Source organism: Thalassospira profundimaris, from assembly GCF_003326795.1.
Classification (GTDB): Bacteria; Pseudomonadota; Alphaproteobacteria; order Rhodospirillales; family Thalassospiraceae; genus Thalassospira; species Thalassospira profundimaris_C.
Genome location: NZ_JPWI01000005.1, coordinates 233,924 through 248,172, shown reverse-complemented (window position 1 = coordinate 248,172; position 14,249 = coordinate 233,924). Strand labels below are relative to the sequence as shown.

Here is a 14,249-nt window from a genome sequence, read left to right as displayed (position 1 = left end):
CCAAAAACTGTTCAGGCATACCTGAAACCGAAACGCTGGCAGATCATTCCCGATCGCCAGCGTTTTTGATTTCAATGACATTCCCCGCCATAGCGGAACCGGCGCGTTCATTCGGGCCTAGTCCACGGGCTGGGCATAGTGGTCGTAAATCGCATCAAACGTCCCGTCCTGACGCATCTTGACCAGCACCTGCTCAAGTTCGGTGAAGCTGCCATCAATGTAGTAATCAGACAGGCGCGACAACCCGATAAAGGATGGTTGTCCCTGCAAAACCAGACTGGCCTTGCGGATATTGAACGGGCCCCCTTGCCGGATTTGCTCAACACCCTGAAGTTCGGGGACGATCAATGCATCAATGCGCCCAAGATCAAGCATCCTGAACAAGGCAGCATAATCGACAGCCTCGACCAGACGCACATCCTTGGCATCTTCCAGTTGCCAGCCATAATTGGCCCCGCGCAGAACGCCGACCGATTTCTGGCCCAGATCTGTGATACTCACCACATCAGCATCGGATGCCTCCAGATAAACCGCCTTTGGTTCATTGGGTAATGCCGCACCGAAATAATACATGTATTTCTGGCGTTCATCGGTCCGGTTCGGACCAAGCATCAGATCTGCCTTGCCTTTTTCGATCAGATGTAGCGCCCGCTTGAAGGGGACGACCTCGAATTCAAGATCAATCCCGGCCCGGCTTGCGGCCTCGCGGACAACATCAATGTAAATGCCGGAATAGGACATACCCGAAGCCGTATCTTTGATGATGCGATAAGGCGGTGCGTTGTTCAATGCGACAACAAGTGTTCTTGCCACCACTGGTTGACCAGTAGTGACCGTGCCGATCATTACAATGACAGAGCATATCCACCAAGACACCAAACGCGGCACCAAGATATTCTCCCACCCGGCGTAAACCAACCTTTTGAACTGGCGATAAAATACCCGCCCATCCTTAGATGGGGTTGCAGCCCGCCGATTGCCAAGGCTTACATTCCCTCAGGCGAATATTTTTCAACCGACAATCGTACAGGTGTGCCATGTGATGTTATGGGCCCTTGCGACGACGCCCTTTGTATTTGGGGTTGTTGGCCGATTTTGACCCCGGCCCGACGGTTCCGATGCTGCGCGCCATCGGGCCTGCTTCGGCCAGTCCAAGTTCCTGGTCTTCAAGACGCTTGATCTCGTCACGCAAGCGCGCGGCTTCTTCGAATTCAAGGTTCCCGGCGGCTTCACGCATGCGTTTTTCAAGATCCTCGATATGCGCACGCAGGTTATGGCCAATAAGGGTATCACCCGAAACGCCGGTATCGACTGTGACATAATCCTGCTCGGCAACACTTTGCAGAACATCATTGATCTTGCTGCGGACTGTTTCCGGTGTGATGCCATGTTCCTCGTTATAGGCCATCTGCTTTTCACGGCGGCGGTTGGTTTCACCGATGGCATATTCAAGACTGTCAGTCATCTTGTCGGCATAAAGCAACACCCGGCCGTCAACGTTACGTGCCGCACGGCCAATTGTTTGCACAAGCGATGTTTTGGAGCGCAGGAATCCTTCCTTGTCGGCATCAAGGATCGCGACCAGCGCACATTCCGGGATATCAAGACCTTCACGCAAAAGGTTGATCCCCACCAGAACGTCAAACACGCCCAGTCGCAAGTCACGGATAATTTCGATGCGTTCAAGCGTATCGATATCGGAATGCAGATACCGAACGCGAATGCCATGTTCATGCAGATATTCGGTCAGGTCCTCGGCCATGCGCTTGGTCAGTGTCGTGACCAGAACACGCTGTCCCTTGGCCGCACATGCCTTGGCCTCACCCAGCAAATCATCGACCTGGGTTTCGACCGGACGAATAATGCAAACCGGATCAATAAGCCCGGTGGGACGAATTACCTGTTCGGCAAAGACACCGCCTGTGCGTTCCATTTCCCAATTGCCCGGTGTTGCCGAAACAAACACACTTTGCGGGCGCATGGCTTCCCATTCCTCGAATTTCAGCGGACGGTTATCAACGCAGCTTGGCAGGCGGAAGCCATGCTCGGCCAGCGTGAATTTGCGATTATAGTCGCCTCTGAACATGCCGCCGATCTGCGGCACGGCGACGTGGCTTTCATCGACAAACAGCAATGCGTTTTCCGGCAAATATTCAAACAGGGTCGGGGGCGGTTCCCCCGGATTGCGGCCCGAAAGCCAGCGGGAATAGTTTTCGATCCCTTTGCAGTGCCCGACGGTTTCCATCATTTCCAGATCAAAGGTCGTGCGCTGCTCGATCCGTTCAGCCGCCAGCAACTTGCCCTCAGCCTGGAACTGCGCCAGACGGTCTTTCAGTTCCTGCTTGATGCCTGCCATCGCCTGCACAAGGGTCGGGCGCGGGGTGACATGGTGCGAGTTTGCATAGACCGTGACCGAATCCATGGTGGCAAACTTGTGCCCGGTCAGCGGGTCAAACTCGGCAAGTTCTTCGATCTCGTCACCAAACATCGAAACACGCCATGCGCGGTCTTCGGCGTGGGCCGGGAAGATTTCCAGAACATCGCCACGCACCCGGAAGGTCCCGCGCGAAAAGGCCGCATCATTACGGGTATACTGCAACTCCACCAGACGCTTCATGATGTCGTTGCGATCAATCTCGTCCCCGACCGAGATGCGCTGGGTCATCTCAAGATAGGTTTCCACCGCCCCGATACCGTAAATGCACGACACCGATGCCACGATGATACAGTCATTGCGTTCAAGGATGGCGCGCGTTGCCGCATGGCGCATCCGGTCGATCTGCTCATTAATCGAACTGTCTTTTTCGATATAGGTGTCCGAGCGCGGGATATAGGCTTCGGGCTGGTAATAGTCGTAATAGGAAACGAAATACTCGACCGCATTGTCCGGAAAGAAGTGCTTCATTTCGGCATAAAGCTGGGCGGCCAGCGTCTTGTTTGGCGCAAGAACCAGTGCCGGACGTTGGGTCTTGGCGATGATATTGGCCATCGTAAAGGTCTTGCCCGACCCGGTTACCCCCAAAAGAACCTGATCACGCTCGTTGCTTTCGATCCCGGCCATCAATTCGGCAATGGCCGATGGCTGATCACCAGCGGGCTGGTAATCTGTCACCAGTTTGAATTCGCGCGATCCTTCAACAGGCGGGCGACGTTTGGTCAGAAATTCCGGCAACGCATTCATCGGGCAAATCCCTCGTTTGATCTTGCCCCTAGTTATAAGTCAGATAGGCCTGACCGCAAGCCCCACCCCTGACAGCTCCTGTCAGGAAATGTCAGGAGACGTCAGGGGGCAAAATAGAAAACTTGGGAGCAGATCGTTAAGAGTTCATCCATTCAATAAACTCTTCCCAACTCACGCTAATACCGTTTGCTTTAAGGGTTTTTCCCTGACACCAAGTAAGACCAGACTTTGTAACGTAACAGTCCCCCTGAAAATTGCCTTGATTGTCATGAACGCGAAACTCTACACCTTTGTTCTTAACTTCCATTGCGACGCTGAGATCGTTAATCATAACCTTCATAAAAGCACCCCTTTTGCTGCTCAGAATTGAATTAGAAATCCGTAACAAACAATCGATACTATTATTCCACCTCAATCAACAACCAAGAGATGCATCTCTTCGAATTTTTCTTTGGGAACATGGGCACTTCTTCGCCGTTTGATTCGATGTTGTGTTCAATCTGACATCCTATGGGCCGCAAAATTGGATAAAATCATCCCAAAGAACCCGCAAATGGCGAGAATCTGCCTTGAATTGAATTTAAGGCAGGCGTAGGGTCCGATCCGAAAGAACGCGATTCTTTTCACTTCTTTTTTCATTCCAGGGAAACAGACCAATGGCGTTTATTGCCGACCGTTTGAGCCGTATCAAACCATCTCCCACCATTGCCGTAACCACCAAGGCTGCTGAACTCAAGGCAGCTGGCGTTGACGTTATCGGCCTTGGCGCAGGTGAGCCGGATTTTGATACCCCCGACAACATCAAAGAAGCTGCCAAGGCGGCACTCGATGCTGGCAAGACCAAATACACTCCGGTCGCTGGTACTCCCGAGCTGCGCAAGGCAATTGTCGAGAAGTTCAAGCGCGAAAATGACCTGGAATACACTATCGACGAGATCACCGTTGGTTGTGGTGGCAAACAGACCCTGTTCAACGCGTTTTTCGCAACGCTGAACCCGGGCGACGAAGTCATCATCCCGGCACCGTACTGGGTTTCCTACCCGGACATGACCCTGATGGCCGAGGGCACCCCGGTCGTGGTCGAATGCCAGGAAGAAAACGACTTCAAAATCACCGCTGCCGAGCTCGAAGCCGCAATCACGCCGAAAACCAAGTGGGTTGTTCTGAACTCGCCGTCGAACCCGACCGGTGCTGCTTATTCGCGCGCCGAACTGCGTGCGATTGCCGACGTTCTTCTGAAACATGAAAACGTCTATGTCATGTCTGACGACATGTATGAGCACCTCGTCTATGACGGTTTCGAATTCACCACCATCGCCCAGATCGAGCCGAAGCTCAAAGAGCGTACGCTGACCTGTAACGGTGTGTCGAAATCCTATGCGATGACCGGCTGGCGTCTGGGTTATGCTGCTGGCCCGAAAGACCTGATCAAAGCGATCAACAAGGTCCAGTCGCAGTCGAGCACGCATACCTCCTCGATCAGTCAGGCTGCTTCGGTCGAAGCCCTGAACGGTCCGCAGGACTTCCTCAAAGAACGTGCAGAAGTCTTCAAAAAACGTCGTGACCTTGTTGTCGCAGCGCTGAACGAATGTGAAGGCCTGTCGTGCAAAACCCCGGAAGGTGCGTTCTACGTGTATCCGTCTTGCGCGGGCGCCATCGGTAAAACCACCCCGGACGGCAAAAAAATCGAAACCGATACCGACTTCGTCACCTACCTGCTCGAAGCAGAAGGCGTCGCCGCCGTTCAGGGTTCGGCATTCGGTCTGGCACCGTATTTCCGCATTTCCTATGCGACTTCGGATGCGGCCCTTACCGAAGCTTGCGCACGTATCAAACGTGCTTGCGCAGCTCTGAAATAAGGGTTGCGACCCCGGTTATCGGGATCATGACCATCCAAACAGGGTCCGGCACTTGCCGGGCCCTGTTTTTTTGTCCATTATCGAATTCAACAATTACGCACTGAATTACCGATAAATCGGACAAAGCATGATAACCGAGAATTTCTATGCCACCGTCAACGGGATAAGCCTGTCCTGTCAGCGGATCGAACCAGCCGATATGCGCGAAGACGCCCCGACCATCATCTTTCTGCATGAAGCATTGGGCACCATCCGCATGTGGCGGGACTTTCCCGCCAAGCTTGCCACCGCAACCCGCCATCCGGTGATTGTCTATGAACGGCGCGGCCACGGCCGGTCCGACCCCCATGAAGATGGTGACATTCCCCGCGCGGTCGATTTCCATAACACCGAAAGCGATATCTATCTGCATGGCCTGATCACGGAACTGGGGCTAAGCAAACCGATCCTTTTCGGACATAGTGACGGGGCGACCATCGCGCTTAAATATGCCGCACGTTTCCCAGACAATGTCACCGCTGTCATTTCCGAAGCCGCCCACGTCTATGTCGAAGATGTCACCATTGCCGGGATCAATGATGCGGCGGGCATCTATGCCAATACCGACTGGAAGACCAGGCTTGAACGCCATCACTTCTTCCAGACCGATGCCGTCTTTAGCGCGTGGGTCGATACATGGCGTCAACCGGCCTTCCGCGACTGGAACATGGTGGATGAGCTTGCCAGCATCACCTGCCCGCTTCTGGTCATTCAGGGCGATGATGACCAGTTTGGCAGTGATGATCAGGTCCACACCATTTGTGCAAATGTCAGTGGTCCGTCCACCAAACTGCTGATCCGGGAATGCGGACATATCCCGCATTTCGATCAGCCCGATCAGGTGATTGATGCCAGCCTGAAGCATCTTGGCCTTGCCGAACTTGTGGATGGCTAAACCCGTTTCTCAAACAACAAAAAGCCCCGGCTGCATAACGCAACCGGGGCTTTTTTCTTTGGGCAATCGCCCGAATTCTTTTGGCTTAGTCGGCCAGTGCGTCTTCGGCGTCAATCACAACCGCGACCGCATGGATGACCGATGCGATGCGGATCGCATTCTGGATGGTTTCCTTTTTGACGCCAGCACCTTTAAGGACCTTGTCATGGGAATCAATGCACATGCCACAACCATTGATCGCCGAAACCGCGATCGAAAACAGTTCGAAATCGGCTTTATCAATGCCCGGCTTGCCGATGATGTTCATGCGCAAACGTGCAGGCATCGTGCCGTATTCGGCATCCGATACCAGATGGACGAAACGGTAATAGATATTGTTCATACCCATGATTGCCGCCGCACCCTTGGCCGCTTCAATTGCTTCTTCCGACAGCTTTTCTTTTGCTTCTGCAGCAACTGCCTTGATCAGCTTGGCGTTGCGCGATGCAAAGGCACAAGCCAATGCGGTGCCGTAAACCTGCTGGTCCGTCATGCCCGGATTGTTGGCCATGCTCGACAGGTTCAGTTTGAGATCCTTGGCATAGGCCGGCATTGCGTCCTTGATTTCGGTAATCGAACTCATTGGTAATCCTCTGATACAAAATGCAAAAACGAAAAACAGATCATCCATCGCCTGCACCGGTCGGGCAAAGCAAGAAACACAGAATGGATATGTTTTGGCTAAAACGGGATCGGGCGGATACCCGATCCCAATATCGTCTGGACTAAATCGCCAATGGCAACTTAGAGGGTTGCGTCACCCTGGTTCCAGTTGCACGGGCAAAGCTCGTCGGTCTGCAGTGCATCAAGAATACGAAGTGCTTCCTGCGGGTTACGACCAACGCTAAGGTCGTTAACCTGGACGTGACGGATGATGTTGTCCGGATCGATGATGAAGGTCGCACGCAGCGCAACACCGGCGTCTTTGGCCAGAACACCCAGAGCCGTCGAGAGTTCTTTTTTCTCGTCAGCCAGCCATACGAACGGGCTGTCACCCAGATCTTCGTGGTGGGTGCGCCATGCAGCATGGACGAAGTCGGTGTCGGTCGAGCAACCCAGAAGAACTGCGTCACGGTCTTCGAATTCACCATTCAGTTCGCCGTAGCCGACAATCTCGGTCGGGCAGACAAAGGTGAAGTCTTTCGGCCAGAAGAACAGGATCTTCCATTTGCCTTCATAGGACTTGTCGGTCACCGGTGCAAAGCTGTCCGGGGTTTTGCCCGAAACACCAGTCAGATTAAATTCAGGAAGCGTATCACCAACGGTAAGCATTTGTTTGGTTACTCCATAACCCAGTTAAAAATCCCGATTAACGGCCCCGACAGACCGAGAAATCTTGTGTGCAAGTGCAAAAAACACACTCACTGCTAGCGATTTGTAGTGAAATGGACTAACTAAGACAAATAGATAAATCCTCAGTTGTTGATAGGAAAAATTTATGGCTGCCCAACCAAGTATCAAGCAGCTCAAGTACTTAGTTGCGTTGGCGGAATGTGGCCATTTTGGCCGCGCGGCTGAGGCCTGCTTTATCACGCAGCCAAGCCTGTCTGCGGCGATCAACGAACTTGAGAACCTTCTTGGTGCGCAGCTGGTTGAACGCAACAAGCGTCAGGTCCTGATCACACCGCTGGGCGAAGAAGTTGTTTCGCGGGCGCGAAGCATTCTGCAGGAAGTCGATGAACTGACCACCATGGCACAGGCGGCCACCGAACCACTGTCGGGTCCTATTCATATCGGTGTCATCCCGACCATCGGCCCGTATCTTTTGCCCGATGTGATGACCCAGATTAAATCCGGTTTTCCTAAATTGCAGCCTTTCCTGCGTGAAGACCAGACAGGTAATCTGATAAAGCTGCTGTCTGCTGGCAAGCTTGACCTTGCCCTGATTGCCTTGCCGATCGAGGAAAACTGGCTTGAGGAATTCGATCTGTTTGAAGACCATTTCGTCTTTGCCTGCAGCCCGGATAATCCGCTGACCAAAAAGAACCATCTCGAAATCGCCGATATCAAGGATGAAAAGCTTCTGTTGCTTGAGGACGGCCATTGTCTTCGCGATCAGGCCCTTGAAGTTTGTCAGAAAGCCGGATGGAGCAAATCCGCCGACTTTCAGGCAAACAGTCTGTCGACCCTGGTTCAGATGGTTGCAGCTGGCGTCGGATCGACCCTGCTTCCGGAAATGTCGCTTGAAGTCGAGGCCCGCCGTCCGGACCTTCTGAAAATCCTGCCCTTTGAAAATCCGGTACCGGTCCGTCGCATCGGTATGGTCTGGCGCAGAAGTTCGGCGCGCAAACGCGAATATCGTCAACTTGCGACTCATCTGCGCGACCGGCTGTCACCGGTCCGGCAGGCCGATGTTGCCTGACGGCGGGCAGGCTTCATCATCCATTTCTTTGTAAAGGCAAGGAACAGGCAATTCGTCGATGTTACCGATCAAGGATAACAATCCGACCACCATCACACCGTGGGTTACCTACGCCATTATCGCGCTTAATGTTGCGGTGTTTCTGGTCACTGTAAGTCTCGACCCCCGCTCCGCGCAGCTGGTCAATCTGCAATATGGCGCTGTTCCGGCCATCTTGTTTGGCCATGCCAATCTGCCGCCGGAATTTTCGCCCTTCCCGTCCGGCTTCGGTTTTTTGTCGATCTTCTCGGCCATGTTCATGCATGGCGGCTGGATGCATCTTGGCGGCAATATGCTGTATCTCTGGATCTTCGGAAACAATGTCGAAGATTCCATGGGGCATTTCCGGTTTCTGATGTTCTATCTGATCTGTGGTGTCGCCGCCGCCCTTGGTCACGGTCTTCTTGATACCCAGTCGCAAATCCCGATGATCGGTGCATCCGGTGCACTGGCCGGGGTTCTGGGCGCCTATTTCCTGTTATTCCCCAAGGCGCGCATTCTTGTCTGGTTCTTCTGGGTGTTCATTTTCTATGTACCGGCCGTCTTTGTGCTCGGTTTCTGGTTCATCACGCAGATCATCAATTTCGGAAGCGGTGCCGGGGGCAACATTGCCTGGGTCGCCCATATTGCAGGCTTTATTGCCGGCATGGCCCTGATCCCGTTCTTCAAGCATCGCAACGTGCCACTCTGGCATGATGGCTCACCCGCACCGGCCTTTGGCATTTATCGCCCGGGTCGCAAAACACGCGGAACGGGTCGCGGGTCGAACATCCCGCCATGGGCGGCAGCCTATGAGGCGGAACGCGCTGCCAGGCATGCGAGTATGCGCAACGATCGGCGCGGCCCGTGGAGCAAGGAGGGCGAAAGTACCGATAAATCCCCGTGGGGTCGCTATCAGCCAAACCCGCCGCAACAGCCAAAATCCAAACCGTCTGTTGGCGTTCCCAAAGTTGTCCGCTTGCATCCGGACAGCAACAGGGACGATACTTGATCAAACCTTGATAAAGCCCATCCTTCACGTCCCGGAGAAACACCATGCGCGCTGCCTATTTCACCGAATATCAGGGCCCGATCGAAGTCCAGAAACTTGACGATCCGACCCCGGCCAATGGCGGCGTTGTCATCAAGGTTGGCGCAACGGGACTGTGTCGCAGTGACTGGCATGGCTGGATGGGACATGACTCCGACGTTCAGCTTCCCCACGTTCCGGGCCATGAATTTGCCGGAACTGTGGTTGCGGTTGGCAAGGACATCAAACGCTGGAAGGAAGGCGACCGGGTCACCGTACCGTTTGTTTCCGGATGCGGTCATTGCCCGGAATGTCACAGCGGCAATCATCAGGTCTGCGACCATCAGTTCCAGCCGGGCTTTACACATTGGGGCAGCTTTGCCGAATATGTTGCCATTGACTATGCCGACACCAATCTGGTGCGCCTGCCTGATGAAATGGATTTCGCCACGGCAGCAAGCCTTGGCTGTCGCTTTGCCACCAGTTTTCGCGGCGTGATTGATCAGGGCAAGGTAAGTGCCGGTGAGATGGTTGCCGTCCATGGCGCTGGCGGGGTCGGGCTTTCGGCCATCATGATTGCGGCAGCAGCCGGTGCCTTTGTCGTTGCTGTTGATATTGATGACACCAAACTTGAATTCGCCAAAGAACTTGGTGCCAATGCGGTTCTCAATGCGCGTGCCATTGATGACATTCCCGCCGCGATCAAGGATCTGACCCGTGGCGGTGCACATGTATCAGTCGATGCCCTGGGAAGCGCGGTTACCTGCTTTAACTCGGTTTCATGCTTGCGCAAACGCGGCAAGCATATCCAGATCGGACTGATGACCGGCGACCACGCCCATGCCAAAGTCCCGATGGACCGGGTTGTTGCCCATGAACTTGAAATCCTGGGTAGCCACGGCATGCAGGCATTTCGCTATGACGCAATGATCGACATGATCGTGACTGGCAAACTCGCCCCGCAAAAGCTGATCGGGGATCGAGTCACCCTGGCCGAGGGTGCCACCGCACTGATGAGCATGAATCACTTTGCCGGAACCGGTGTCACGATCATTGACAGGTTTTAGACAAAATCTGCCAATTCCGCGCATGGCCTGAGACACAGCCACTTTTTATTATCGTTCTAATTATATTAATATATGACTTGTTATACTTAAGATTGCTATGACCGTCTAAATCCCCTTACACTCTGTCCGGGTATTCCCCATATGAAAACGGAATACCTTAAAGAGAATGCCGATTTTCGCACCGACCGCTGGCGAAAATAAGGTTTCCACCTCAGAAATGAGACAGAGAGAGACGAAACCATGACGGACCAAATCACTCTTGAAAGTGCCGACCGGCGCAAGAAAGAGCTTAGAAGCTTTCTGTTTCTGGCAGTTGTTCTGGCACCAGCGCTTGCGATTGCAATCGTTGGCGGGCTTGGTTTTTCAATCTGGATTTATCAAATGTTTGCAGGGCCGCCCGGACCACCGGTCTGACGGCGGAGGCTGAAAAATGCCTGAAACTCTCAAACAACCCAGCCGCAGGGATTTTCTGAACCGCTTGCGTCCGACGCAGGATCGCCATGTGCATCCTGATACGCATGCAATCCGCCCCCCCTGGGCTGTTAATTTTCACGCCAACTGCACCGCTTGTGGTGACTGTGTGCCAGCTTGTCCGGAAGGGATCATCTCCCTTGATGACAAGCAGTTCCCGACGATTGATTTCAACAAGGGTGAATGCACCTTTTGCGGGGCCTGTGCTGATGCCTGTGCTGAAGATGTATTTGATCGCACAGCAAATCCGGCATGGCAGCTTGACATCACTGTTGCCAAAAACTGCTTTGCAGAACAGGGCATCTATTGCCGGTCATGCGGCGATATCTGCCCGGAAAGAGCCATTCGTATTCCCCCGCAACTGGGCGGACGGGCGCGCGTCATCATTGATGAAAGCACCTGCACCAGATGCGGTGCCTGTCAGACCGCCTGCCCGGCCGATGCCATCATGATCACACCGCAAAAGGAATACGCCCATGAATGAAGATATCGGGGTGATCTCCAGCATGATCGTTCAGGCAAGGCCCGAACAGATCACCATCATCAAAACCCGGCTCGAAGAGCTTGATGGCGCAGAAGTCACTGCAGAAGACGCAAATGGCAAGCTCGTCGTCGTGCTTGAAGCCGATACCGACCGCCAGCTTGCCGACACCATGCAAAAGATTGGCGAAATTCCCGGCGTTCTGGGCGTCAATCTGGTGTTCCATCACAGCGAAAAAGCCAACTGACGATTTCAATAGAATTTCCGACCTCTGGATCAAGGAACAATACGATGTTCAAGGCAAAGATATCCCGCCGAGATGCCCTCAAGGCCAAGGCCGCAGCCGTTGCTGCCGCTGCCGCTGGCATCAGCTTGCCGGCATCAGCCCAGAATCTGGTAACTGAGACCGAACACACCCAGCTCAAATGGTCCAAGGCCCCCTGCCGGTTCTGCGGCACGGGCTGTTCGGTGATGGTTGCAACCAAGGACAATCATGTCGTTGCGACCCACGGGGATGTTCTGTCCCCGGTCAATCGCGGTCTGAACTGCGTTAAGGGCTATTTCCTGTCCAAGATCATGTATGGCAAGGACCGCCTGACCCAACCGCTTCTGCGCAAAAAGAACGGTGTTTTTGACAAGAATGGCGACTTCGAACCGGTATCCTGGGACGAGGCATTCGATGTCATGGCCGAAAAATGGAAGGCCGCCCTCAAGGCCAAGGGACCAACTTCAGTTGGTATGTTCGGGTCTGGCCAGTGGACGGTGTGGGAAGGCTACGCTGCCTCCAAACTGATGAAGGCCGGTTTCCGTTCCAACAACCTTGATCCCAATGCCCGCCACTGTATGGCTTCTGCCGTTGTCGGCTTCATGCGCACCTTTGGCATGGATGAACCGATGGGCTGCTATGACGACATGGAAGCCGCCGACGCCTTTGTGCTTTGGGGCTCCAACATGGCGGAAATGCACCCGATCCTCTGGACCCGCGTCACCGACCGGCGTCTTTCGGCCCCGCATGTCAAGGTTGCCGTGCTTTCGACCTACGAGCATCGCTGCTTTGATCTGGCCGACATTCCGATGGTGTTTGAACCGCAAACCGATCTGGCGATCCTCAACTATATCGCCAACCACATCATTTCGACCAACCGGGTCAATACCGACTTTGTCAACAAGCACACCATTTTCCGCCGTGGCAACACCGATATCGGTTATGGTCTGCGCCCGGAAGATCCGCGCGAACAGTCGGCCAAACATGCCGCCGATGCCGGCGGATCAACCGACATGACATTCGACGAATATGCCGAATTCGTCTCGGAATATACCCTTGATAAAGTCCATCAGCTTTCCGGTGTTCCCAAGGAACGCCTCGAAGCACTGGCCGAACTTTATGCCGATCCGAACACCAAGGTCACATCGTTCTGGACCATGGGCTTTAACCAGCATACCCGCGGGGTCTGGGCCAATAACCTTGTTTACAACATCCATCTTCTGACCGGCAAGATTGCCGAGCCGGGCAACTCGCCCTTCTCGCTGACCGGGCAACCATCTGCCTGTGGCACAGCGCGTGAAGTCGGTACGTTCTCTCACCGCCTGCCTGCCGACATGGTGGTGACAAATCCCGAGCATCGCAAACATGCTGAGGAAATCTGGAAACTGCCGGATGGCACCATTCCCGACAAGGTCGGCTACCATGCAGTCCTTCAGAACCGCATGCTGCGCGATGGCAAGCTCAACGCCTATTGGGTTCAGTGCAACAATAACATGCAGGCCGCAGCCAACATGAACGAGGAAGGCTGGCCAGGCTATCGCAACCCGGAAAACTTCATCACGGTATCGGATGCCTATCCCACAGTTACGTGCGAAGCCGCCGATCTGGTTCTGCCGACGGCCATGTGGGTGGAAAAGGAAGGCTGCTATGGCAATGCCGAACGCCGCACACATATGTGGCATCAGCTTGTTGACGCACCGGGCGAAGCCAAGTCCGACCTGTGGCAGCTGATGGAATTCTCCAAGCGCTTCACCATGGAAGATGTCTGGCCGGAAGAACTTCTGGCCAAGGCACCGGAAATGCGCGGCAAGACCCTGTTTGACGTGCTCTATCGCAATGGCAATGTCGACAAGTTCCCGCTTGAACAAACCGCCCCGGATTATAACAACCAGGAATCACAGGAATTCGGCTTCTACGTCCAGAAAGGCCTGTTTGAGGAATATGCCACCTTTGGCCGGGGTCATGCACATGACCTTGCCCCCTTCGACGTCTATCACGAGGTCCGCGGCTTACGCTGGCCGGTGGTCGATGGCAAGGAAACGCTTTGGCGCTATCGCGAAGGATACGATCCCTATGTCACACCGGGTGCCGGGGTCGAGTTTTATGGACACAAGGATGGCAAGGCCCGCATCTTTGCGCTGCCCTATGAACCTGCTGCCGAAAGTCCGGATGAAGAATATCCGCTCTGGCTATGCACCGGGCGCGTGATCGAGCATTGGCATTCCGGGTCGATGACCCAGCGTGTGCCGGAACTTTATCGTGCCTTCCCTGATGCCGTCTGCTTCATGCATCCTGATGACGCTGCCGAGCTCGGCTTGCGCCGTGGCGACGAGATCAAGGTAACCTCCCGACGCGGAAACATGCGCACCCGGGTTGAAACCCGAGGCCGCAACAAGCCGCCACGCGGACTGGTCTTTGTCCCCTGGTTTGATGCCAGCGAACTGATCAACAAGGTCACCCTGGATGCCACCGATCCGCTGTCAAAGCAGACCGACTTCAAGAAATGCGCCATCCGCATTGAAAAAGTGTGAGGGAGGAAACC

General features: G+C 54.3%; 14 protein-coding genes. 9 read left to right on the top strand and 5 right to left on the bottom strand.

Annotated features, from left to right (window positions below):
• Nucleotides 1-117: 117 nt before the first annotated feature.
• The 3 genes from TH30_RS10385 to TH30_RS10375 all read right to left on the bottom strand — a co-directional run bounded on the left by TH30_RS10385 (nt 118) and on the right by TH30_RS10375 (nt 3,521).
• A complete protein-coding gene (locus TH30_RS10385) occupies nt 118-813 on the bottom strand; it encodes a substrate-binding periplasmic protein (RefSeq protein WP_181850222.1) in 696 nt (231 codons plus the stop codon).
• Nucleotides 814-1,045: 232 nt separating this feature from the next.
• Nucleotides 1,046-3,181 (bottom strand): excinuclease ABC subunit UvrB, encoded by a 2,136-nt coding sequence (gene uvrB, locus TH30_RS10380; protein ID WP_114098013.1) that lies wholly within the window; start codon nt 3,179-3,181, stop codon nt 1,046-1,048.
• A gap of 136 nt (nt 3,182-3,317) precedes the next feature.
• A complete protein-coding gene (locus TH30_RS10375) occupies nt 3,318-3,521 on the bottom strand; it encodes a hypothetical protein (RefSeq protein ID WP_114098012.1) in 204 nt (67 codons plus the stop codon).
• A gap of 316 nt (nt 3,522-3,837) precedes the next feature.
• On the opposite strand from TH30_RS10375, the gene TH30_RS10370 reads away from it, so the two are divergent.
• Nucleotides 3,838-5,040, top strand: a complete 1,203-nt coding sequence (locus tag TH30_RS10370) for an aspartate transaminase (RefSeq protein ID WP_114098011.1) — start codon at nt 3,838-3,840, stop codon at nt 5,038-5,040.
• 127 nt (nt 5,041-5,167) lie between these two features.
• Nucleotides 5,168-5,974 (top strand): alpha/beta fold hydrolase, encoded by an 807-nt coding sequence (locus TH30_RS10365; protein WP_114098010.1) that lies wholly within the window; start codon nt 5,168-5,170, stop codon nt 5,972-5,974.
• Nucleotides 5,975-6,059: 85 nt separating this feature from the next.
• Here the strand turns inward: TH30_RS10365 and ahpD are convergent, their stop codons facing one another.
• Both ahpD and TH30_RS10355 read right to left on the bottom strand, forming a co-directional pair.
• Entirely contained in the window at nt 6,060-6,596 is a 537-nt protein-coding gene (gene ahpD / locus TH30_RS10360) for an alkylhydroperoxidase, AhpD family (protein WP_114098009.1), read from the bottom strand.
• 161 nt (nt 6,597-6,757) lie between these two features.
• On the bottom strand, nt 6,758-7,285 hold the full coding sequence (locus TH30_RS10355) for a peroxiredoxin (protein WP_114098008.1): 528 nt from the start codon (nt 7,283-7,285) through the stop codon (nt 6,758-6,760).
• A gap of 166 nt (nt 7,286-7,451) precedes the next feature.
• Between TH30_RS10355 and TH30_RS10350 the strand changes: the two genes are divergently transcribed.
• From TH30_RS10350 to napA, 7 genes are all read left to right on the top strand, one after another.
• Nucleotides 7,452-8,375: a LysR substrate-binding domain-containing protein gene (locus TH30_RS10350; RefSeq protein WP_114098007.1), complete on the top strand. Its 924-nt coding sequence runs from the start codon at nt 7,452-7,454 to the stop codon at nt 8,373-8,375.
• A gap of 58 nt (nt 8,376-8,433) precedes the next feature.
• Nucleotides 8,434-9,405 (top strand): rhomboid family intramembrane serine protease, encoded by a 972-nt coding sequence (locus TH30_RS10345; protein ID WP_114098006.1) that lies wholly within the window; start codon nt 8,434-8,436, stop codon nt 9,403-9,405.
• Nucleotides 9,406-9,449: 44 nt separating this feature from the next.
• Nucleotides 9,450-10,490: a zinc-dependent alcohol dehydrogenase family protein gene (locus TH30_RS10340; RefSeq protein WP_114098005.1), complete on the top strand. Its 1,041-nt coding sequence runs from the start codon at nt 9,450-9,452 to the stop codon at nt 10,488-10,490.
• A gap of 240 nt (nt 10,491-10,730) precedes the next feature.
• Nucleotides 10,731-10,904 carry a periplasmic nitrate reductase, NapE protein gene (napE, locus tag TH30_RS10335; RefSeq protein ID WP_114098004.1) on the top strand — a complete coding sequence of 58 codons (174 nt, stop codon included), beginning with the start codon at nt 10,731-10,733 and terminating at the stop codon, nt 10,902-10,904.
• Between the two features lie 16 nt (nt 10,905-10,920).
• A complete protein-coding gene (gene napF / locus TH30_RS10330; protein ID WP_114098003.1) occupies nt 10,921-11,445 on the top strand; it encodes a ferredoxin-type protein NapF in 525 nt (174 codons plus the stop codon).
• Nucleotides 11,438-11,689, top strand: coding sequence for a chaperone NapD (locus tag TH30_RS10325; RefSeq protein WP_114098002.1), 252 nt, complete (start codon nt 11,438-11,440; stop codon nt 11,687-11,689). The genes napF and TH30_RS10325 overlap by 8 nt, the downstream gene beginning before the upstream one ends.
• 44 nt (nt 11,690-11,733) lie before the next feature.
• Nucleotides 11,734-14,238: a periplasmic nitrate reductase subunit alpha gene (gene napA, locus TH30_RS10320; RefSeq protein ID WP_114098001.1), complete on the top strand. Its 2,505-nt coding sequence runs from the start codon at nt 11,734-11,736 to the stop codon at nt 14,236-14,238.
• The last annotated feature ends 11 nt before the right edge of the window (nt 14,239-14,249 follow it).

Bases quoted from the DNA above. Each gene is read 5' to 3' on its own strand.
- uvrB (WP_114098013.1), bottom strand. From the start codon at position 3,181: ATGAATGCGTTGCCGGAATTTCTGACCAAACGTCGCCCGCCTGTTGAA.
- TH30_RS10375 (WP_114098012.1), bottom strand. From the start codon at position 3,521: ATGAAGGTTATGATTAACGATCTCAGCGTCGCAATGGAAGTTAAGAAC.
- TH30_RS10370 (WP_114098011.1), top strand. From the start codon at position 3,838: ATGGCGTTTATTGCCGACCGTTTGAGCCGTATCAAACCATCTCCCACC.
- TH30_RS10365 (WP_114098010.1), top strand. From the start codon at position 5,168: ATGATAACCGAGAATTTCTATGCCACCGTCAACGGGATAAGCCTGTCC.
- ahpD (WP_114098009.1), bottom strand. From the start codon at position 6,596: ATGAGTTCGATTACCGAAATCAAGGACGCAATGCCGGCCTATGCCAAG.
- TH30_RS10355 (WP_114098008.1), bottom strand. From the start codon at position 7,285: ATGCTTACCGTTGGTGATACGCTTCCTGAATTTAATCTGACTGGTGTT.
- TH30_RS10350 (WP_114098007.1), top strand. From the start codon at position 7,452: ATGGCTGCCCAACCAAGTATCAAGCAGCTCAAGTACTTAGTTGCGTTG.
- TH30_RS10345 (WP_114098006.1), top strand. From the start codon at position 8,434: ATGTTACCGATCAAGGATAACAATCCGACCACCATCACACCGTGGGTT.
- TH30_RS10340 (WP_114098005.1), top strand. From the start codon at position 9,450: ATGCGCGCTGCCTATTTCACCGAATATCAGGGCCCGATCGAAGTCCAG.
- napE (WP_114098004.1), top strand. From the start codon at position 10,731: ATGACGGACCAAATCACTCTTGAAAGTGCCGACCGGCGCAAGAAAGAG.
- napF (WP_114098003.1), top strand. From the start codon at position 10,921: ATGCCTGAAACTCTCAAACAACCCAGCCGCAGGGATTTTCTGAACCGC.
- TH30_RS10325 (WP_114098002.1), top strand. From the start codon at position 11,438: ATGAATGAAGATATCGGGGTGATCTCCAGCATGATCGTTCAGGCAAGG.
- napA (WP_114098001.1), top strand. From the start codon at position 11,734: ATGTTCAAGGCAAAGATATCCCGCCGAGATGCCCTCAAGGCCAAGGCC.